20 protein-coding genes are annotated in these 18,689 nt (G+C 70.7%); 8 read left to right on the forward strand and 12 right to left on the reverse strand.

The genetic code is table 11. The features are described 5' to 3' along the window. Positions 1-286 precede the first annotated feature (286 nt). The gene (locus tag ACQP1V_RS08855) at positions 287-439 is read left to right on the forward strand and encodes a S26 family signal peptidase (RefSeq protein WP_433420735.1); all 153 of its coding nucleotides are present in this window, start codon (positions 287-289) and stop codon (positions 437-439) included. A 75-nt stretch (positions 440-514) separates the two neighbouring features. Here ACQP1V_RS08855 and ACQP1V_RS08860 read toward each other — a convergent pair whose 3' ends face one another. After that, entirely contained in the window at positions 515-2,023 is a 1,509-nt protein-coding gene (locus ACQP1V_RS08860; protein ID WP_433420738.1) for an alpha/beta hydrolase, read from the reverse strand. A gap of 300 nt (positions 2,024-2,323) precedes the next feature. Here ACQP1V_RS08860 and ACQP1V_RS08865 point away from each other — a divergent pair, with 300 nt between their 5' ends. Further along, positions 2,324-3,130: an endo alpha-1,4 polygalactosaminidase gene (locus ACQP1V_RS08865; protein ID WP_433420741.1), complete on the forward strand. Its 807-nt coding sequence runs from the start codon at positions 2,324-2,326 to the stop codon at positions 3,128-3,130. A gap of 154 nt (positions 3,131-3,284) precedes the next feature. Here the strand turns inward: ACQP1V_RS08865 and ACQP1V_RS08870 are convergent, their stop codons facing one another. The 5 genes from ACQP1V_RS08870 to ACQP1V_RS08890 form a co-directional block, all read right to left on the reverse strand. Further along, positions 3,285-5,048, reverse strand: coding sequence for a CotH kinase family protein (locus ACQP1V_RS08870; protein WP_433420743.1), 1,764 nt, complete (start codon positions 5,046-5,048; stop codon positions 3,285-3,287). Between the two features lie 6 nt (positions 5,049-5,054). Continuing rightward, positions 5,055-5,732 carry a DUF4956 domain-containing protein gene (locus ACQP1V_RS08875; protein WP_433420746.1) on the reverse strand — a complete coding sequence of 226 codons (678 nt, stop codon included), beginning with the start codon at positions 5,730-5,732 and terminating at the stop codon, positions 5,055-5,057. Between the two features lie 6 nt (positions 5,733-5,738). Then, the gene (locus ACQP1V_RS08880) at positions 5,739-6,626 is read right to left on the reverse strand and encodes a polyphosphate polymerase domain-containing protein (RefSeq protein WP_433420748.1); all 888 of its coding nucleotides are present in this window, start codon (positions 6,624-6,626) and stop codon (positions 5,739-5,741) included. A 115-nt stretch (positions 6,627-6,741) separates the two neighbouring features. Next, positions 6,742-8,235 (reverse strand): HAMP domain-containing sensor histidine kinase, encoded by a 1,494-nt coding sequence (locus ACQP1V_RS08885; protein ID WP_433420751.1) that lies wholly within the window; start codon positions 8,233-8,235, stop codon positions 6,742-6,744. Positions 8,236-8,240: 5 nt separating this feature from the next. Further along, on the reverse strand, positions 8,241-8,942 hold the full coding sequence (locus ACQP1V_RS08890) for a response regulator transcription factor (protein ID WP_387412841.1): 702 nt from the start codon (positions 8,940-8,942) through the stop codon (positions 8,241-8,243). A gap of 298 nt (positions 8,943-9,240) precedes the next feature. On the opposite strand from ACQP1V_RS08890, the gene ACQP1V_RS08895 reads away from it, so the two are divergent. Then, positions 9,241-9,855: a hypothetical protein gene (locus ACQP1V_RS08895; RefSeq protein ID WP_433420754.1), complete on the forward strand. Its 615-nt coding sequence runs from the start codon at positions 9,241-9,243 to the stop codon at positions 9,853-9,855. 109 nt (positions 9,856-9,964) lie between these two features. Then, the gene (locus ACQP1V_RS08900; protein WP_387412844.1) at positions 9,965-10,321 is read left to right on the forward strand and encodes a nucleotide pyrophosphohydrolase; all 357 of its coding nucleotides are present in this window, start codon (positions 9,965-9,967) and stop codon (positions 10,319-10,321) included. Between the two features lie 4 nt (positions 10,322-10,325). Here the strand turns inward: ACQP1V_RS08900 and ACQP1V_RS08905 are convergent, their stop codons facing one another. Continuing rightward, positions 10,326-11,099 carry a class I SAM-dependent methyltransferase gene (locus tag ACQP1V_RS08905; protein WP_433420758.1) on the reverse strand — a complete coding sequence of 258 codons (774 nt, stop codon included), beginning with the start codon at positions 11,097-11,099 and terminating at the stop codon, positions 10,326-10,328. Positions 11,100-11,169: 70 nt separating this feature from the next. On the opposite strand from ACQP1V_RS08905, the gene ACQP1V_RS08910 reads away from it, so the two are divergent. Next, the gene (locus ACQP1V_RS08910; protein ID WP_433420761.1) at positions 11,170-11,739 is read left to right on the forward strand and encodes a CGNR zinc finger domain-containing protein; all 570 of its coding nucleotides are present in this window, start codon (positions 11,170-11,172) and stop codon (positions 11,737-11,739) included. Between the two features lie 27 nt (positions 11,740-11,766). On the opposite strand, the gene ACQP1V_RS08915 is transcribed toward ACQP1V_RS08910, so the two are convergent. Continuing rightward, entirely contained in the window at positions 11,767-12,414 is a 648-nt protein-coding gene (locus ACQP1V_RS08915) for a TetR/AcrR family transcriptional regulator (RefSeq protein ID WP_433420763.1), read from the reverse strand. A gap of 77 nt (positions 12,415-12,491) precedes the next feature. Between ACQP1V_RS08915 and ACQP1V_RS08920 the strand changes: the two genes are divergently transcribed. Together ACQP1V_RS08920 and ACQP1V_RS08925 are read left to right on the forward strand one after the other, a co-directional pair. Further along, entirely contained in the window at positions 12,492-13,520 is a 1,029-nt protein-coding gene (locus ACQP1V_RS08920) for an ATP-binding cassette domain-containing protein (protein ID WP_433420766.1), read from the forward strand. After that, positions 13,517-14,344, forward strand: a complete 828-nt coding sequence (locus tag ACQP1V_RS08925) for an ABC transporter permease (RefSeq protein ID WP_084259606.1) — start codon at positions 13,517-13,519, stop codon at positions 14,342-14,344. Before ACQP1V_RS08920 ends, ACQP1V_RS08925 begins: the two co-directional genes overlap by 4 nt. Here the strand turns inward: ACQP1V_RS08925 and ACQP1V_RS08930 are convergent. Both ACQP1V_RS08930 and ACQP1V_RS08935 read right to left on the reverse strand, forming a co-directional pair. Then, positions 14,323-14,775, reverse strand: coding sequence for a DUF2809 domain-containing protein (locus ACQP1V_RS08930; protein WP_433420768.1), 453 nt, complete (start codon positions 14,773-14,775; stop codon positions 14,323-14,325). The two genes, ACQP1V_RS08925 and ACQP1V_RS08930, sit on opposite strands and share 22 nt — an antisense overlap. A 65-nt stretch (positions 14,776-14,840) precedes the next feature. Further along, positions 14,841-15,428, reverse strand: a complete 588-nt coding sequence (locus ACQP1V_RS08935; protein ID WP_433420771.1) for an SRPBCC family protein — start codon at positions 15,426-15,428, stop codon at positions 14,841-14,843. On the opposite strand from ACQP1V_RS08935, the gene ACQP1V_RS08940 reads away from it, so the two are divergent. Beyond that, positions 15,427-17,250 carry a glycoside hydrolase family 15 protein gene (locus ACQP1V_RS08940; protein WP_433420774.1) on the forward strand — a complete coding sequence of 608 codons (1,824 nt, stop codon included), beginning with the start codon at positions 15,427-15,429 and terminating at the stop codon, positions 17,248-17,250. The genes ACQP1V_RS08935 and ACQP1V_RS08940 overlap by 2 nt on opposite strands. A 20-nt stretch (positions 17,251-17,270) precedes the next feature. Here the strand turns inward: ACQP1V_RS08940 and ACQP1V_RS08945 are convergent, their stop codons facing one another. Then, on the reverse strand, positions 17,271-17,981 hold the full coding sequence (locus ACQP1V_RS08945; RefSeq protein ID WP_433420777.1) for a maleylpyruvate isomerase family mycothiol-dependent enzyme: 711 nt from the start codon (positions 17,979-17,981) through the stop codon (positions 17,271-17,273). Between the two features lie 153 nt (positions 17,982-18,134). Then, positions 18,135-18,611: an SPW repeat protein gene (locus tag ACQP1V_RS08950; protein ID WP_387412862.1), complete on the reverse strand. Its 477-nt coding sequence runs from the start codon at positions 18,609-18,611 to the stop codon at positions 18,135-18,137. Between the last annotated feature and the right edge of the window lie 78 nt (positions 18,612-18,689).

The following is an 18,689-nucleotide window of genomic DNA, read 5'->3' on the forward strand; positions in this document are numbered from 1 at the left end:
GTACAGGCGCGCGTGTGTACAGAGCGTTCCCGCAGGTCGGAAGCATGAATTCGTCCGGCCTCCGGAGCCGGGAGCGCAAGTTCGAATCTTGCAGGGGGCACACAATCTTGATCAGTGATTCCGGCCGCTGACCAGGGTGAACAGCGTAGAAGCGGGCGGCACCCGGTTCGCTGCTCGCCGGCCAGGTCGTCGTGCTCTCCGGACGCCCCGACCCCGAGACAGGCGTGGGCGCCCGCTGGATCATCAAGCGGCGGCCCTGCCGGGCGACGCGATCCCGCGCGACACCGTGCCCGCGCCGCGGACCGCGCCGGGAACACGGGTGCCGGCCGGCCACCTGGTCGTGCTCGGCGACAACCCGGATCGCTCGCACGACTCACGTCACACCGGCTACCTGGCAACCGACCGCCTGCGCGGTGTGGTGCTCCGCAAGATCGGCTGATGCTCGCCGCCGCCGTCGCAACTGCCGTGTCGATCGCCGAGAGTCACGGCGTGGGGGTGACGGAGACGCCGGCGATCAGGTGGCGGGGCAGGAGGTTCCCTTGGCGGGGACCTTGCCGTTCACCACGTAGTCCTCGACGACGCCGGTGATGCAGGGACCACCGGCCGGGTAGGCGCCGTGCAGGTCGCCTTCGTAGGTGACCAGCACGCCGTTGGTGAGTTGCCTGCTCAGGCTCGCCGCCTCCTTGGTCGGCGCGGCCGTGTCCTGCTTCGAGCTGATCACCACGATCGGGGCCGGGCCGGTGTGCCTGACCGTGCGGCCTTCGGGGTCGACGGGCACCGGCCACTGCGCGCATGAGGGGATCATGAAGGCGGTCGTCGGGCTGAGCTGGCCGAAGATCGGGGAGATACGGGTCAGCTTGGCCTCGATCCGGGGCAGGTCCCGTATGGCGGGCCGGTCGCGGTCACGGCAGTAGACCGCGCTGCCGTACGGGGCCGAGCCGAAGATTCCGAAGGGGCTGTAGGTGTCGCCTTGGCGACCGGTCATCGCGTCGGCGAGCTCCAGCAGGGGACCACCGTCGCCCTTGATCGCTTTGGCGAGCCTGGCTTCCAGCTCCTGCCAGTACGCCTCGCCGCCGCTCGCTGCATGCAGGGTGGCGATCGCCAGGCTGGCGCCGAGCCGGCGGTCGCCGACCTCGAGCGGCTTGCGCTTGAGCCGCTCGACCAGTCCCTCGACGGCGCTGTTGACCTCCTTGGTGTCCTTGCCCAGGTCGCAGCCCTTCTTGACGCACCCGGCCAGGAACCTCTCGTAGAAGAGCTGGAAGGTGCGGGTGAGCTGCGTTTGCACCTCGAGCACCGACTGCCGGGGATTGAGCCCGGCGTCCAGCACCATCCGGCCGACCCGCTGGGGATGCAGGGTGGCGTAGACGCCGCCGAGGACGCTGCCGAGGGACATCCCGTAGTAGTTGAGCTTGTTCTCGCCCAGCGCCGCGCGCAGCCCGTCCATGTCCCTGGCCGTGTCGCCCATGCCCGCATGTGGCAGGATCCTGCCCGACTCCTTCTCGCAGGTACGGACGAAGTCGGCGGTCGCCCCCAGGAACGCCTTACGGTCGGCGGGGTTTCTGACGCCCGGGTTGACGGCGAACAGGCGGTCGATCGAGGCGCCAGGGCCGCAGGTCACCGGGGAGGTAGCGCCCGAGCCGCGCGCATCGAAGCTCACCAGATCGTACTGTTTGCGCAGGTCCGCGTACTTCTGGTGGCTCGCCGCCAGGTCGATGACGCCGCGGCCGTCGCCGCCGAAGTTCATCACGAGTGAGCCGATCCGGGTGCCGGTGGCCTTCGCTCTGATCACCGCGACGTCGATGGTCCCGGCGCTCGGGTTGCCGTAGTCGAGCGGCACGGTCAGCTTGCCGCAGTCCAGGCCCGTGGTGGGAACGGGCAGTCCGGTGCACGCCCCCCAGGAGATCGCGGGCGCCGTGGCGGCCGTACCGGTTGTCGTGCCCGCGACGGCGGCGGTGGCCGGCAGGAGTCCCAGCGCGGCCACCACCGACAGAACCAGGGACCTGGGTGACTGGAGGATCAACATGACCGCCTTCGGAGTCGAGGAATCTCTTCCTCGACCCTCCCAGCGGTTCCTCCGCGAATCTTCCTCAATCAGGGCAAAGCCATCGAACCAAAGTCGACGTGAGGGCGATACCAAAGGTTTAGACCACGGGCAACGTACAGGCTTGTGTCCAACTTTCTCGTTGGCGCTCGTTGGTCGTGGACCATGAGGGAGATCTCCTGAGAAGGGGCACATCGTGCTCCGAGATTCTCGCCTTCATCCAGCGGGCCGATCTTCCCGATGGCTGCCCCTCATGGCGACCCGCAGAGCTATAGTCCCGTCGTGATCATCAAACCCCCTCGGATCATTGCCCTCGCCTTGGCCGCGATCGGCGTCGCCGGCCTCCAGACGTCGGCGCACGCCGCCTCCGCCGCGTCCGGCGACTGGTGGCGCCCCAAGGCCGGGGTGACCTGGCAGTGGCAGCTCTCCGGCAAGATCGACACTTCGGTGAAGGCCGATGTGTACGACGTCGACCTGTTCGACACGCCCGCCTCGACGGTGTCCGCCTTACACGGCATGGGCCGCAAGGTCGTCTGCTACATCGACATCGGGGCGGCCGAGCAGGGGCGTCCCGATTTCAAGGACTTCCCGAAGTCGATCCTCGGGAACCAGGTCGACGGCTGGCCGCAGGAGCGGTGGGTCGACATCCGGCAGATCGACGTACTCAAGCGCATCTGGTCGGCCCGGCTCGACCAGTGCAAGGCGAAGGGCTTCGACGGAGTCGAGGCCGACCTGGTGGACGCCTACCAGCAGGACTCCGGCTTCCCGGTCACCGCCAAGCATCAGCTCGCCTTCAACCGCATGCTCGCCCAGGTCGCGCACCAGCACGGCCTCTCGATCGGGTTGAAGAACGACCTCGACCAGATCCCGCAGTTGGTCGGCGACTTCGACTTCGCGGTGAACGAGCAGTGCGCCCAGTACCGCGAGTGCTCCTCGCTGACCCCGTTCATCAAGGCGGGCAAGCCCGTCTTCCACGCCGAGTACTCCCTGGCACTCAGCAAGTTCTGCCCGGAATCGAAGCGACTCGGCCTGAGCTCGATCAAGAAGACCCTCGACCTCACCGCCAAACGCGAAACCTGCCCCGTCTGACCCCTGACCGGGCGTCAGTGGTGACCTCAGTGGTGACCGAGGACGAACGTGTCCCGGCGCTCACCGTTTCCATCGCCGCATCGCCCGCACCGCTCGACCGCCGGATGGGGATCCGGCGGTCTGGGCCTGCGGCCGACGGTTGCGGTCGTCGCCGTCAGCCGCCGCTGATCGCCTTGTCGGAGCGGAGGGTCTCGGTGCGGGTCTGGAGCATCGTACGCAGGGACGCGGCCTCCGACTCGATCTTGGCGGTGTCGGCCCCGGCGTTGAGCTTGTAGGAGCTCACGATGCCGTCGAGGAGCGTGGTGGCGGTTCCGCCGGAGAGGAGCTTCCGGTAGAGGGCGCGGTATTGCTCCTCGTAGACCGCCTTGAAGGCGGCCGTCTTCAGGAATCGCTCCTTCAGCGCGTGTCCCATGCGGGGACCACCGCCACCGCCGGGACCGCCACCGTTACGGCCGCCCCCACCCGGACCACCCGGACCGGCTTGGTCGGCGTTCGCCGGGGGTTGGAAGCCTTCGGGCGGTTGGAAGCCCTGCGGCGGTTGTCCCTGCTGCCGGCCCTGTCCGCCTGGTTGCTGCGCGCCGGGGCGCATGCCGCCACCACCGAACCCCATCCCCACCGTGTCGTTCACGCCCGTGGTGGCGTCGCCGCCGAAGGCCAGGTTGAGGTCCCAGGAGATCACGCGGAACTTCTTCGTGCCCAGGTCGTACCACATGTAGTAGTTGCGGCCCGGGCCGCTCATGTCGTCGAAGTTCAGCATGATGTTCTGCAGCGCCAGGTAGCGGCCGAACGATTCGACGTCTAGCCGCTCGGCCAGCCCGGAGGCGAACTCCTCGTCGGAGGACCCTTCCACCCACTTGACCAGGTCGATGAGCGGCTGGAGATCACGCTCGCCGCGCTTGTTGATCTGCTTGAAGTCGGCGGTGTACTCCGTCTGGTCCTCACCCTTGTAGGCGAAGGTGCTGCTGGCCAGTGACTTGTACAGCACGCCGTCGCCCAGTGCCTCGGCGTACCCCTCGTCGAGGTACTCCACGATGAGGCGCGGCGTGGACGCGCGGCCGTTGACCGTGAAGGAACTGTAGGCGGTTCGCTGCGTAGGCTCGTCCGCCGCGCCGACCAGCGCGCTGGCCAGCGCCTCGTTGAGCAGCGTCGCCGACTGCATGGCCGCGGGCCGTACGGCCACCTGGCTGTGGCCCTGGTAGCGACGCCCCTTCACGAACTCGTCGAATCGGATCAGCCACGGCAGGTTCTCCGGCTCCTCGGCCTTCAGCGTGGCGCCGAACATGCCGCCTCCGGGACGCTGCCCGGTCGTCTGGCCGTCGGGCGCCGGTCCCTCTGACGTCGTTCCGTCGGCCTGGCTCGGGCTCATGGACGGAGACGGGGACGAGGACGGAGATGGGGACGGAGACGGGGACGGCTGCTCCGCCCCCGCGCCCGGCGCCGGCGCGTTCGCGGGCGGCTGGAAACCGTCCGGGAGCTTCACGCCGTCCGGGAGCCTGCCGCCGCCGGGGACGCCGCGGCGGTCCATGCGGGACTTGTCCTTCCAGGTCAGCCCCGCCAGCGTGGAGTTGCCCTTGAGCCGGATGCCGACGCTGGGGATCGTGGTCCCGTCGATGGTCACGTCCGCCTCGACGTACTTCTTCTCCCCGTCCGTGAAGTACTCGCTCAGCATGTCCCGGTACGCCTCGTCCCTGAAGGTGATCTTCACCTCGTGCGGGACCGAGGTGTCGAACAGCTCTTTGGTCCCGGTCAGGTTCTGCGTCACGGTCGTAGCCGAGGCGGTCCGTACGGTGGTCACGTACGGGCGGATCGTCCCGCTGCCGAAGACGCCCGCGCAGATCGCGAGGAAGGCCGCGCAGGTCGCGACCAGCTTCCAGTTGTGCCGGAGCCTGACCGGGATCCGGTGCTTGAGATGCGCCACGGTGGCCTACAGGTCGGTCTGGTCGTATCCGGTCAGCACGGTGACCGACTGGCCGTGGTTGCGCTCGCGCAGAGCGGCGATCACGTCGGCGGGTTCGCTGCCCTTCTTGATCTTGATCGTGTACATCAGCTCCGTCAGCGCGCCCGCCCTGATCGACTCCATGCTGACCAGCTCGAACTCGTCGGTGTGCCGGATCAGCACGTCCTGGATGGCGGGGGTGTAGTCCTCGTCGGAGGGCACCTGCACCTTGACGACCTGGCGCCGGACGTTCAGCGCGAACCAGTTGAACCGGTTCATGACCATGACGATCAGCGAGATCGCCACCGCCGCCACGACGGCCAGCAGGTAGAAGCGGGTGCCGACGGCCATGCCGATGCCCATGACCAGGAAGATGAACCCGACGTCGCGGGTCTCCTTGATCGCGTTGCGGAAGCGCACCACCGACAGCGCGCCGACCAGGGCGAAGGCGCGGGCGATGTTCGAGCCGACCACCAGCATGATCAGCGAGATCAGCATGCCGAGGATGACCAGTGTCTGCACGTACGACTGGCTGTAGGAGACGTTGCGGTGCGTCGCCCGGTAGACCCAGCCGATCATCGCGCTGAGCACGAACGACAGCGCCATGGCGATCGCGATGTCGGCCACGCTGAACGTGCCGGACAGGTCCTGGAAGGTGAAGTCCATGGGGGGTCAGGCCTCCGAGAGAACGGTCGATCGGTCAAGGTCGTGGTCGGGAACGTGGAAGATCGAGCGCGGCGCCAGCCCGTAGGCCTCCACGCTCTGGCAGTACTTGGAGACCCGCACCACCTGCAGGTTGCGCCTGGCGGTCAGGTCCGTGAGCCAGTACGGCACCCGGTCGTTGGCCTTGACCTCCACGATGGTCTTGCCGGCGGGGATGATGAGCCGGTTCTCGGTGTCCGCGCCGAGGTGGAAGTCCCGGTCGCGGCCGCGGATCCGCTGGTCGAAGGTGACGCGCAGGCCCACGTCGGCGTCCCTGCCGACGTACGCGTGGCGCTGGTAGCCCGTCATCGCGGTCGGCCGCAGGTCGAGCCGGAGGATCAGGTCCAGCACCTCTTCGAGGAACGCCCGCTGCGAGGGCTCGTGCTCGACCATCTCGCGCCGGTCGCACAACTGCAGCGCGTCCCGATACGGCAGGCGAACCCGGCGTTTCTGGGTGACGCGGTTGATCCGCTGCTTGATCTCCACGAACACCGGCGTGTCCGCGCTCACGGTGAAGCGGTCGCCGTAATGCCGCACCCGCAGCTTCCTGCGGAATTTCAGCCCCTCGATCTTCTCCCAGTAGAACCGCAGATGTCTGGTGTCGTAGTAGACGCTCCAGATGCCGTAGCCGGTGTCGCCGCTGTGGCTGTCGCGGTCGAGCCTCCCCTCGATCTCCTGCCGCAGCTCGGCCGCCGCCGCCGTGTCGACGAGGTACTTGATCTCGTACCTGTTGAAGGCGTGCAGCCTGCTCGGGGCGCGCAGCCGGTGGCCCGCGTCGTCGTCCCCGTCGCCGGCGGATCTCGCCTGTTCACCGCTCTGAGCTGCGGGGACGGCACGCTTGCGGAATCTTTGCAGCATGTGCCTCCTTCCGGGTCAGAGCACATCTGACAGGACAAAGCTGGGAATAGTGTGTGAACGGCCTCGAAACGGAGAGTGAACAACGCTGCCTCCCGGGCGTCGCCCGAGGGGGCTCTCAGCAGTCCGCGTCCCGGGGCACATGCAGCGGCAGCAGGACGCGGAAGGCGGTTCCGTGCCCGGCGGAGCTGGTCACCTCGATCCGGCCGCCGTGCGCCTCGACGAGCGCCGCGGCGATGGCCAGACCCAGGCCGGTGCCGCCCTGGTGGCGCGAGCGGCTCGTGTCGGTCCGGTAGAACCGGTCGAACACGTACGGCAGGTGCTCGGGGGCGATGCCCGGCCCGTCGTCGCGCACCTCGATCAGCGCCGCCTCGGCATGGGCGGCGGGACCGGGACCGGCGCACACGACGCCTTCAGGGGGAGGCCCGGCGGCGGCCCGGCGGCTGACCTCGACCCGCACCGGCGTGTCGCTCGTCGTGTGCGTGACGGCGTTGCCGACGAGATTGGTGATGATCTGGTGCAGGCGGCGCTCGTCGCCGAGCACGAAGACCGGGTCGTCGCAGACGGCCAGGTGGATCGGTCGCTCGCGGTCGCGCGCCTGGGCGGCGTGGACGACGTCTCCCGCCAGCACGTGCAGGTCCACCGCGGTCTGGTCCAGAGAGGGCTCCTGGTCGAGGCGGGCGAGCAGCAGCATGTCCTCCACCAGCACGCTCATGCGGGCCGCCTCGCCCTCGATGCGGCGGATGACACGCTCCGCGGCGGGGTCGCGCGGCGCGTGCCCGTGGTGATACAGCTCGGCGAACCCGCGGATGGAGGTGAGCGGGGTGCGCAACTCGTGCGAGGCGTCCGCGACGAAGTGGCGCAGCCGCCGCTCGGAGCGCTCGCGCTCGCGCAGCGCGCGGGCCAGGCGCTCCAGCATGACGTTGAGCGCCCCGCCCAGCCGCCCGATCTCGGTGCGGGGATCGGCGTCGCCGACCCTGCGGTCGATCTCCCCGGCCGCGATCGCCTGTGCCGTGCCTTCCATGCGAGTGAGCGGGCGCAGCCCCAGCCGCACCACCACGAGCGCGACCGCGCCGAGCAGCGACAGCACGAGCGCGCCCGCCGCCACCTCGATGACCAGCAGCTGGTGCACCGTGGAGGCGTTGGACTCCAGCGACATCGACACCGCCATCCGCTCGGCGTATGGCGTGTGCACCACCAGGACGCGCCATCCGCCCGACCCGGTCGTGCCGGGCACGGTGATCGGGCCGTCCGGCACCCTGGTGATCGCCTCGGTGGGGATCGCGGGGCGTTCGGGAGATCCGCTCGGCACCTCCCGGAGCAGGGTTCCCGACGAGTCGTAGAAGGCGACCTGGAAGCGCGTCGGCAGCTCCATGTCCACGGCCGGCGCGGGTGTCATGGGTGGTCCGGCGTCCGCCAGGCTTGGGGGCGGGCCGGTCGGCGGGTGCTTGCCGAAAGAGGTGGCGATCTCGGCGAGCTGAGAGTCCACCCGTGACAGCAGCGACCGGTCCAGCAGCAGCACGCCGGCCGCGGCGAAGACCGTGAGACCCGCCGCGCACAGGCCGAGCAGGGCCGCCAGCAGCCGGTGCCGCAACGGCCACGGACGTCCCACCGCTCTCATGACGGGCCCGACAGGCGGTAGCCCACGCCGCGCAGGGTGTGGATCAGGGGCGGTCGGTCCACGTCGATCTTGCGCCGCAGGTAGCTGATGTAGGACTCGACGATCCTGCTGTCGCCGTCGAACTTGTACTCCCACACCCGGTCGAGGATCTGCGCCTTACTGACCACGCGTTCGGCGTTGATCATCAGGTAGCGCAGCAGGCTGAACTCGGTCGGGGACAGGTGGATCGCCCGTCCGGCGCGGCGTACGGTGTGGGTCTCCGCGTCCAGCTCCAGGTCCGCGTACCGCAGCACCCCGTCGTCGGCCCGTTCCTCGGGCGGCCGGATCCGGCGCAGGATGGCGCGGATCCGCAGGACGACCTCGTCCAGGCTGAACGGCTTCGTGACGTAGTCGTCTCCGCCCGCGGTCAGACCGGCGATCCGGTCGGCCACCGCGTCCTTGGCGGTCAGGAAGAGCACGAGCGGGCTGTCGGCGCTGTCGCGCAGCCTGCGGGCGATCGCATACCCGTCGAGGTCGGGCAGCATCACGTCGAGCACGACGAGGTCGGGCCGCTCCCGCGCCACCGCGTCGAGCGCTCGCCGCCCGTTCGACGCGGTCCGTACGGCGAAGCCGTTGAGCTGGAGCGCCTCCGACAGCAACTCGCGGATGTTCGGCTCGTCGTCGACGACCAACACCTTCGGGGGGACAGCTTCGTTCATGGCCTCGTTCTACGTGTGCCATGTGAGAGCGGACTGAGAGACCGCAGGCCGCTCGTCACTCCATTCTTTACTGCGTCTCTTGTCGTTGATTTACCAGATTTGTCTGGTTGCTGTCCGGGTGGCGATCAAGGGCTCTGAACCGACTTGGCCGCCTCGTCGTATTTCAGGGTGCGGGATGGCCGTGCCATCTCGCCCAGAGATTCGGAGTCGACGCATGCCCTTTCCCCGCCCACGCCGTGGAACACGCGGCGGCCGCCTCTCCCGCCGGGTGTCGCCGGCCGGGTCCGCGCTTTGCTTGATGGCGAGGGTTTCCCGGCGGCTCGCCGTGACGCTCGTGTTCGTCGCGTCCGCGGCCACGATGGCCGCCTGCTCCGGAACGTCGGCGTCCGGCGAGGGGCGGACGATCACCTATCACGCCGACTATCCGGCCTACGACTCGGCGAACAACCTCTTCCAGAAGGCCGACGTCGTGATCGAGGCCACGGTGAGCGCCGCGCCGGTCCGTGTCCAGGAGCTCAAGCCGGACACGACGAGCGACGATCCCCAGCTCAACCCGGCGGCCGGAGTGCCGGCGGAGCAGGCGGCCGAGGCCGACCCGGTGGTGATCTCCGTCTACCGGGCCGAGGTGAAGAAGGCGTACAAGGGGGCCGTCCAGCCCGGCCAGACGATCGAGATCCAGCAGTTGGGCGGGCGGCTCGACGGCATCACCTACCAGGAGGCGGAGGCGCACCCCCTCAAGCAGGAGACGGGCTACGTCCTCTTCCTTCAGACGTATCCGGACGCTCCCGCCGCACTGCTCAACCCGGTCCAGGGGCAGTACCCCCTCGACGCGGCGGGCAAGCCGTCCAAGCTGCCCGAGAACCCGGTCGCGCTCACGGCCGACGACCTGAAGCGGATCAGCGGCGCGAACTGATCGCCTTCCCCGGTGCCCGGGACCGCCGTCCCGGGCACCGTTCCCTGTCTACGTCGTCGCGATCCGCGGGTGAATCCCGGGCCCCCGGGCCGGAGTAGGGTCGCGAGACGTGACGAACGAGCTGGAGCGACTGGCGGTACGGCTGCGCGAGTTCGCCCGCGCCCGTGACTGGGAGCAGTTTCACACCCCGAAGAACCTCGCGATGGCGCTCGCGGGCGAGGTGGGTGAGTTGGTGGCGGAGTTCCAGTGGCTGACGCCGGCCGAGTCCGCGGACCTGGATCCGCGGACCCTCGCCCGGGTGCGCTCGGAGCTCGGCGACGTGACCGCCTACCTCGTCCGCCTGGCCGACGTCATCGGCGTCGACCTGGTGGAGGTGGCGCACACCAAGCTGGACGAGAGTGACCGCCGCTACGATCCCGAGCTCTATCGGGGTTCGGCCAGGAAGGCTCCTCCGGCGGCCCCGTGACGGCTCACGACCGTACGGCGCACAGGAGGCGGTCGTTCCCGCGCTGCCAAAGCGTGCCGATCTCGCCGAAGCCCGCGTCGCGGAGGGCGTTCACGTGCTGGGACAGGAGGCCGGACTCCGACCCCTCGTGCGCGACGGCCGCCGCGCTGCGGCGCCGCGCCTCGCCCGCCTCGGCGAGCGCCGGGTCGGCGAGCACGGCGTCCCACCAGTGGCGCCAGTCTTCCGGGCGTTCGTCGCCGAAGACCCGGCGCTCCTCGTTCTGGTGGACGGCGCGTTCGAGCCTGGCCAGGGTCGGGGTCGTCTCGTCGGAGTTGAGGTGGTCGCCGTTGAGGAGGAGCGCGCCCGGCCGCAGGACGCCCGCCAGCTCCGCATACATCGCCCTGAGGCGCTCCTCGGGCAGCCAGTGCAGCGCGGTGGTGCTGACGGCGGCGTCGGCCGGGCGGTCGAGACCGAGCCGCTCGCTCCAGCCGGGGGTGCGCAGGTCGGCGGAGACGAAGCGCAGCCCGGTGGTCTTGCCGTACCCCGCCTCACCCAGCGACAGCAGCAGGGGGTCGGTGTCCACCGCGACGACCGTGGCCCACGGAAGCCGGCGCAGCAGGCGGGCCGACAACGAGCCGGGGCCGCAGCCGAGGTCGATCACGAGGGGATCGGGCCGTCCCACCCCCACCTCGACCGCGTCGATCAGCGCCTTGAACCGGTCCTCACGGCCGGGGAGGTATCCCTCCTGCTGGCGGTCCCACCGGTCGATCCACTTCCGCGCGGTGTCGTACGTGAGCATGAACCCTCCTTGTGACCGTCACATATGCTTTTGCCAGTCACAAACTAGAACAGAAGGCGTAACTGGTCAAGTGAACTTCAACAGTCACACCGATGCCGTGGTGGCGGTCGCCGTCGCCCTCGTCAACACGCTGACCGCCGGGGAGTCGCGCGGCCGGCTGTACGCGCCGCCTTCGGGCGAGGAGCGCACCGACGCCGTCAGCCGGGCCGTCGCCCCCGGCGCCTCCCGGTCGTACGAGGTGAGCGCGGAGCAGGCGGACGAGTTGGCCGGTGTCGCGGAGGCGCTGCGGACGGTTTTCGAGTCGGTGGCGGCCGGCGACATCGACGCGGCGGCGCACCACACGAACCGGCTCCTGGCCGAGACCGACGCGCGGCCGCACCTCGACCGGCACGACGGGGAGCCGTGGCATGTCCACTTCCACGGGCGCGGCGGCACGCTCGCCGGTGACTGGGCGGCGAGCTGCGCGACCGGCCTCGCCGTCGTGCTGGGCAGCGACCTGTACGACCGGCTGGGCGTGTGCACCGCGCCGCACTGCGACCGCGTCTACGTGGACACCTCGCGCAACGGCACCCGTCGCTTCTGCTCCACGCCCTGCCAGAACCGGGTCAAGACCGCCGCCTTCCGCGCCCGGCAGGCGTGACGGCGCCACGGTCGGATCAGGGGCGGATCAGGGGCGGACGGCCAGGCCGTTCTCGAACGTGCGGATGACGGTCGAGGTGACGCCGTGGCGGGGGAGCAGGCCCCTCTCCGCCGCCTCCCAGCCCGTGTAGGTGATCGCGTACAGCATCTCCTGGATCCACTCGGCGCTGACCTGGGGGTCGAAGACGCCCTCGGCCTGGCCGCGCTCGATGAGGCTGAGCGCGGTCGGCACCGACGCATCCGGCTCGAAGCAGGCGCTGTTCTCCTCCAGTACGCGCGGATCACCGAACAGGAACGCCAGCCGGTCGCCGACGTCCACCATGGCGGTGATCAGGCGGCGCATCGCCTCGCGCGGCGGCCCCTGGTCGACGGCCGCCGCCGCGATCGACTGCTCGACCACCCGGAACGAGTCGACGATGGTCGCGTTAAGCAGGTCATGGCGGTCGGGGAAGTAGCGGTGCAGCGTGCTCCGGCCCACCTGCGCCGCCTCCGCGATGTCCGCCAGCGTGGCGCCGCGGTCGCGGGCGAGCGCCGAGGCGGCGGCGGCGAGGATGGCGCGCCGGGTGCGCCCCCGCACGCCGGATTCCGGCGCCTTCGGTTTCCGCTCTCCGGGTTCGCCCGCCTCGGGCGTGCCTGAGGCGGGTGTGCGGGAGGGGGGCTGCCGGGTCGCGCTCACGGCCAAAGGCTAACAGCGCCACCACAACGAGACTGTCGCGCTTGTTTTTGGGACATTGATGTCCCACAATGAGGCGCATGGATTCCTTTGCAGTCGTCGCAGAAGGGGTGCGTAAACGCTTTGGCGCCACGCAGGCCCTCGACGGGTTCGACCTGACCGTCCCTGAGGCGACGGTGTGCGGCCTGCTCGGGCCGAACGGCGCGGGCAAGACCACGGCGGTGCGCGTCCTGACCACGTTGCTCCGCGCCGACGCCGGGCGGGCGCTGGTCGCGGGCTTCGACGTGGCCGACCGGCCCGCCGAGGTGCGCTACCGGATCGGTCTGGCCGGGCAGAACCCCGCCGTCGACGAGATCCTCACCGGCCGGGAGAACCTGGAGATGTGGGGCCGCCTCTACCACCTGGACCGGGCCACTGCCCGCCGTCGCGCGGGGGAGCTCCTCGACCGGTTCGGCCTCGCCGGCGACGCGGACAAGCGGGTCAAGCACTACTCCGGCGGCATGCGGCGCCGGCTCGACCTGGCCGCGGCCTTCGTCCTCGCCCCGCGCGTGTTGTTCCTGGACGAGCCCACCACCGGGCTCGATCCGCGCAACCGCAACGAGGTGTGGCAGGCGGTCCGCGACCTGGCCGCGTCGGGCAGCACCGTGCTGATGACCACCCAGTACCTGTTCGAGGCCGACCAGCTCGCCCACCAGATCGCGGTCATCGACTCCGGGCGGGTGATCGCGGACGGCTCGCCGGACGAGCTCAAGTCGATGATCGGCGGTGACCAGATCGACCTGGTCGTCCGCGATGCCGCCGACCTCGCCGAGGCCGCCCGGGTCCTGGCCGCCGCGGCGGGCGCCGAACCGGTCGCCGACCCCGACGCCCGCCGCCTGATCGCTCCCGTACGCGACCGGATCGGGGCGTTGACCGAGGTGGTGGGCGAGCTGGGCGAGCGCGGCGTCGCGGTCGAGGACATCGCCCTGCGCCGGCCGACCCTGGACGAGGTGTTCCTCAGCCTCACCGGCGGGAAGCCCGCGCCCGGCGCAGGCAAGCAGGGAGCCGGGGAGCAGACAGCCGGAAAGGCGGACGGGGAGCAGGCGACCGGGAAGCGGGTGGCCGCGTGACGACCGCCATCGCCCCCGTGATCCCCCGCTCCCGCGTGCAGCGGCTGTACTGGACGTTCGCGGACGGGTGTGTGATCGCCCGCGGCAACCTCGTCCACCTGGCGCGGAACCCGGCCGCGATCCTCAACCTGCTGCTGTATCCGATCGTGATGGTGCTGCTGTTCGGCTTCGTCTTCGGCAGCGCCATGAACGTCGCCGGAGGCGGCGACTACCGCGAGTTCCTGATGCCCGGGATGTTCGGGCAGACGATGACGCTCGGCGTGATGACCACGATGATCATCGTGACCAACGACGCGGCGCGAGGGGTCACCGACCGGTTCCGCTCGATGCCGATCTCCCGGACGGGGGTGGTGCTCGGCCGCGCCGTCGCCGACATGGTCAACTCGGTGCTCGAACTGGCCGTGCTGCTCCTGTGCGGCCTCGCGGTCGGCTGGAGCTGGCACCGGGGCCTCGCGAACGCGCTGACCGCCCTCGGGCTGCTGCTGCTCCTGCGCTTCGCGCTCATCTGGGTCGGCATCTATCTCGGGCTCATCCTCACCCCGGAGTCGGCGGGCGCGGCGTGGATGCCGCTCATGCCGCTCACCATGCTGGCCAACACGTTCGTCTCCCCGGAGCTGATGCCCGGCTGGATGGGGGCGCTTTCGGAGTGGAACCCGCTGTCGGCGACCGTCGCCGCCTGCCGCGAGCTGTTCGGCAACCCCGGCTGGGGCGGCGACTCCTGGGCCGCCGCACACGCGCTGCCGCTCGCGGTCGCCTGGCCGGTGGCGCTCACGCTGGTCTTCCTGCCGCTGTCCGCCCGGCGCTACCGGCGGCTCGCCCGCTGAGCCTCGGCCGCCCGACCCCGCCGCGTACGGCCGGCCAGGGTGTGGAGCAGCCAGCCCGCCCCGGCTCCGGCGGCGTACCAGAACAGGTCGGTCGGGTTGAAGGTCGTGCCGAGGACCAGGCGGGCGAGCACGCTGCGCGCCGCGAGCTCCTCGGGTATGCCGGTGAGCTGGAAGAACTCCACCGCCCAGCTCGCGGCGAGCGCCACGGACGCGGCGACCGTGGGGCGGGTCCTTGGGGCGGCCGCCAGGACCAGGGCGTACAGCAGGAGCGTGTAGAGCGCGTCCCCGCCGTACTTGGCGACCGGTCCGTCCGCCACGGCCCGGATCCCGAGCCCGGCGGCGACGGTGAGCAGTGCGGCCAGCAGCGCGGCCATCCGGCCGCTCGTGAGGGCGCTCGTCCGGGAACGCTCGTGGATCTCTGACGGGTTCATACGGCACCTCGGCGGCTTCCTGTGGTGGGCCGCTCCAGCGTCCCAGAGGCCGCCGGGTGCCGAAGTCACTCTCTGTCCTGGCTCAGCTCGGCCAGGCGCCGCAGCGAGTGGCGCAGCACGGCCGCGCTGATCGGCTTGGCCGCCAGCCAGCCGAGCCGTCCGGCCAGGCCGAGGGGGAGGTCGAGCTCCTCCCGCCACACGATCGTGCTGCCGCCCCCGGCGCGCGGCAGCACGTGGAAGGCGCCGGTCCCCCGGACGAGCCACCCGGTGTGCCGCACCTCGACCGTGTGCGGAGGGTTCCACCGGGTGATCTCCATGGTGTCCAGGAAGCCGAGCGGCCCGACCCCGGTGAACGCGGCCAGGCCGCTGCCGGTGCTGTGGCCGTCCCCCGCGGTGACCAGCGCGCGGGTCAGGAACATCCACTCCTCGTGCCTCGGCCAGTCGGTCAGCACGGCGAACACCCGCTCCGGGCTCGCGTCGGAATGGGCGGTCACGGTGAGCTGAGACTTGTCCACGGTCTCCTTCTGCCCGCTTCCGCGCGGGGCGCGCACCGGACGGCGGCGGCTCAGCGAGAGGGGCGAGCGGCCGGGTCCTTCCGCCTTGGTCCACAGTGGAGGGAGGGCGGGCACCCCGAGTGCACCCGGAGGGATCATGACGACGACTCCGATCGCCGACTATGCCATGTTGTCCGACCGGCATTCCGCGGCGCTGGTGGCCAGGGACGGCACGATCGAGTGGCTGTGCATGCCGCGTTTCGACAGTCCCTCGGTGTTCGCCGCGATGCTCGACGACGACGCGGGGTCGTGGTCGATCCGCCCGGCCGCGCCGTACAGGGTCTCGCGGCACTACATGGACGCCACGCTGGTGCTGCAGACGGTCTTCGAGACCGGGACCGGTGCGGTGGTTCTCACCGACGCGATGGCGACCGGGGCGGACCCGGACCCGCACCGGCTGGGCGCCGCCGCCCCGCACACGCTGCTCCGCTCCGTCATGTGCGTGCGCGGCTCGGCCGAGGTGGAGATCCGCTACCGGCCGCGACCGGAGTATGGCCTGGTCACGCCGCTGCTGTCCCGGATGGACGGCGGGGTCAGGGCGCGCGGTGGCTCCGGCCGGATCGTCCTGTCGTCCCCCGTGGAGCTGGAGATCGCCAGAGACGAGGCCGTCGGCACGGTGGCGCTGGAGGCGGGCGAGGTGCTGCGGTTCGCCCTCTGCTGGGCGGCGCTGGACCAGCCGGACCCCGGCCGCCGCTCGCCCGAGGAGATCGCCGCCGACCTGGAGGCCACCCTGACCTCGTGGCGGGCCTGGTCGCGGGTGCACCAGGCGTACGAGGGGCCGTACCTCGACCTGGTGCGGCACTCGGGGCGCGTCCTGCAGGGCCTCAGCTACCAGCCGACGGGCGCGATCGTGGCGGCGCCCACCACGTCGCTGCCGGAGGAGGCCGGCGGGATGCGCAACTGGGACTACCGGTACGCCTGGGTACGCGACGCGAGCTTCACCATGGACGCGCTGTGGGTCGCCGCTTGCCCGGACGAGGCCGAGGAGTTCTTCTCGTTCATGACGACGGCCGCCGCGACGTACGAGCCGGGGCGGGCGTTGCAGATCATGTTCGGCGTGGGCGGCGAGCACGACCTCAGCGAGCGCGAGCTGCCGCACCTGCGCGGCTGGCGGGACAGCCGGCCGGTCCGCACGGGCAACGACGCCTGGCGCCAGGCCCAGATCGACGTGTACGGCGCGCTGCTCGGCGCGGCCGGGCGGCTGGCCGACCAGCTCACCTGGATCGACCCGGACGAGCGGGGCTTCCTGGCCGCGCTGGCCGACGCGGCGGCCTGCCAGTGGAGCCGCCCCGACCACGGTATCTGGGAGATCCGCGGCGATCCCCGCCATTACGTGTACTCGAAGGTCATGTGCTGGGTCGCGCTGGACCGGGCGATCGAGCTCGCCGACCGGCTGGACGCCGCCGAGCGCGTGCCGCGCTGGCAGCAGGCGAGGGACGAGATCCGCCGGGCCGTGCTCCGCGACGGGTGGAGCGCGGAGGCGGGCGCTTTCACCCAGGCGTTCCACTCGGCCGACCTGGACGCGTCCGTGCTGATGATGCCGATCGTCGGCTTCCTGCCCGCCGACGACCCGCGGATGCTGGCGACCATCGACGCGATCGCGAAGCGGCTCACCGGGGAGAACGGCCTCGTCTACCGGTACCGTGCCGACGACGGCCTGGAGGGCGGGGAGGGCACGTTCGTGCTCTGCACGTTCTGGCTGGCTCAGGCCCTCGCGCTGGCCGGCCGGGTCGGGCAGGCGCGCGAGGTGTTCGAGAGCGCCGTTTCCCTCACCAACGACGTCGGCTTGCTGGCCGAGGAGATCGACCCGGTCACCGGCGGGCAGCTGGGCAACTTCCCGCAGGCGTTCAGCCACATCGGTCTCGTCAACGCCGCCTGGGCGATCGACGGCGCGCTGTCCGAGGGCCAGATCCTCTGCTGAGCCGCCGGGCCGTCCGCGTACTACGCGAGGCAGCGCAGAGCGGAGACGATCTCGGGGTCCAGCGGATGCCCGGCGGGCAACCGGCCGACCGTCGCGTCGACGAACTCCGCGTACGGCAGGCGCGCGGCGGCGTCGCCCACCCGGACGTCCACGTGGCCGTCGGAGAGCTCGGCCCGTGCCCCGGACCCCTGCTCGTCGAGCACGAAGAGCCCGAACCGGACCCGCCACAGTGTGCGCGCCCCGGCCTCCTCGTCGGAGACCGGGGCGTGCACGTCGTCGCCGTGTGTGGCGTACTCGGAGTTGTAGTGGAAGGTCTGCAGGCCCACGGGGTACGGCCCCGCGCCCGTGGTCAGCGTCGCGTCGCGGCCGAGCACTCGCATCCGCTCGCGCGTCTCGGCGTTCTTGCCGCGCCACTCCGCCAGCACGTCCGCGACCGGCCGGTCACGGCGCTGCTCCACAGTCCACTCGTTGAAGCCGTTGTAGCCCCCGCCGACACCTTCGCGTTCCAGCATCGCGAAGAGCCCGTCGAGGTCCCCGTCCAGGCAGGCGTGGTTGTACAGTTCCTCCCCGGCGAGATGGCCGAGGACGTCCCGTACGGACCACCCCGCGCACCGGGACGGTCTGCGCCATCCCTCGTCGTCGAGCGAGGAGAAGAAGCGGTCCAGCCGGGCGGCCTCGGCGTCGAAGATGTCGAACGGGTCGAGATCCCGCAGCGGGTCGGTGGTGGTCATGCGACACGACCTACCCGCCGGCCCGCCGGATCTCACCGCTGTCCCGGCGCCGGGGCGCTCCCCGTGCCCGCGTTCCCGGCCGGCGGTCGTCGGACGACCGATGGATTTTCCGGGTGGGGCCGTACGGGTGAGCGCCCTTGGCGGCCTGATCTGTCAGCGCGGGTGGGTGGTGGTGTGGGTCTCAGCGCCGAACCGCGGCGTGTGCCGCTTGGCGGCGGTCATGCCGGTCGACATGTTCGCGAGCCCCAGCAGCAGGATGATCGCACCCACCACCACGTTGCTGATGATGATTCCGAGAGTGTTGTTCGGGCCGCTGATCACCCACGGAGCGATGATCGTCCACACCCCGATGACGGGGGCGACCCAGGCCAGGCCATAGGTCCGGCCGTAGGCCGAGCTGTAGCCCAGCGCCAGGAGCGCGACCAGGATCCCCGTGATCAGGTTGTTGACCGTGATGTTGGGGTGGGTCCTGAAGCCGACGATCCACGGCGACAGCGCCAGGTATATCCCGGCGAGCAGCGTGAGCCCGTCCGTCAGCTGGGCCGTGGGATTCGCGGCGGCTGCCTCGTACCGGGCACGCATCTGCATGATGTCAGGATGCTGCCCGATGTCCGTGCTGCTGTGCGACATGTGCGACATGTTGCGCACCCCCTCCGGGGATGAGACGAACACCTTCCATTCTATGTCCGCTACTTCCCCTCAATTCGG

Source organism: Microtetraspora malaysiensis (genome assembly GCF_050947145.1).
Classification (GTDB): domain Bacteria; phylum Actinomycetota; class Actinomycetes; order Streptosporangiales; family Streptosporangiaceae; genus Microtetraspora_A; species Microtetraspora_A malaysiensis.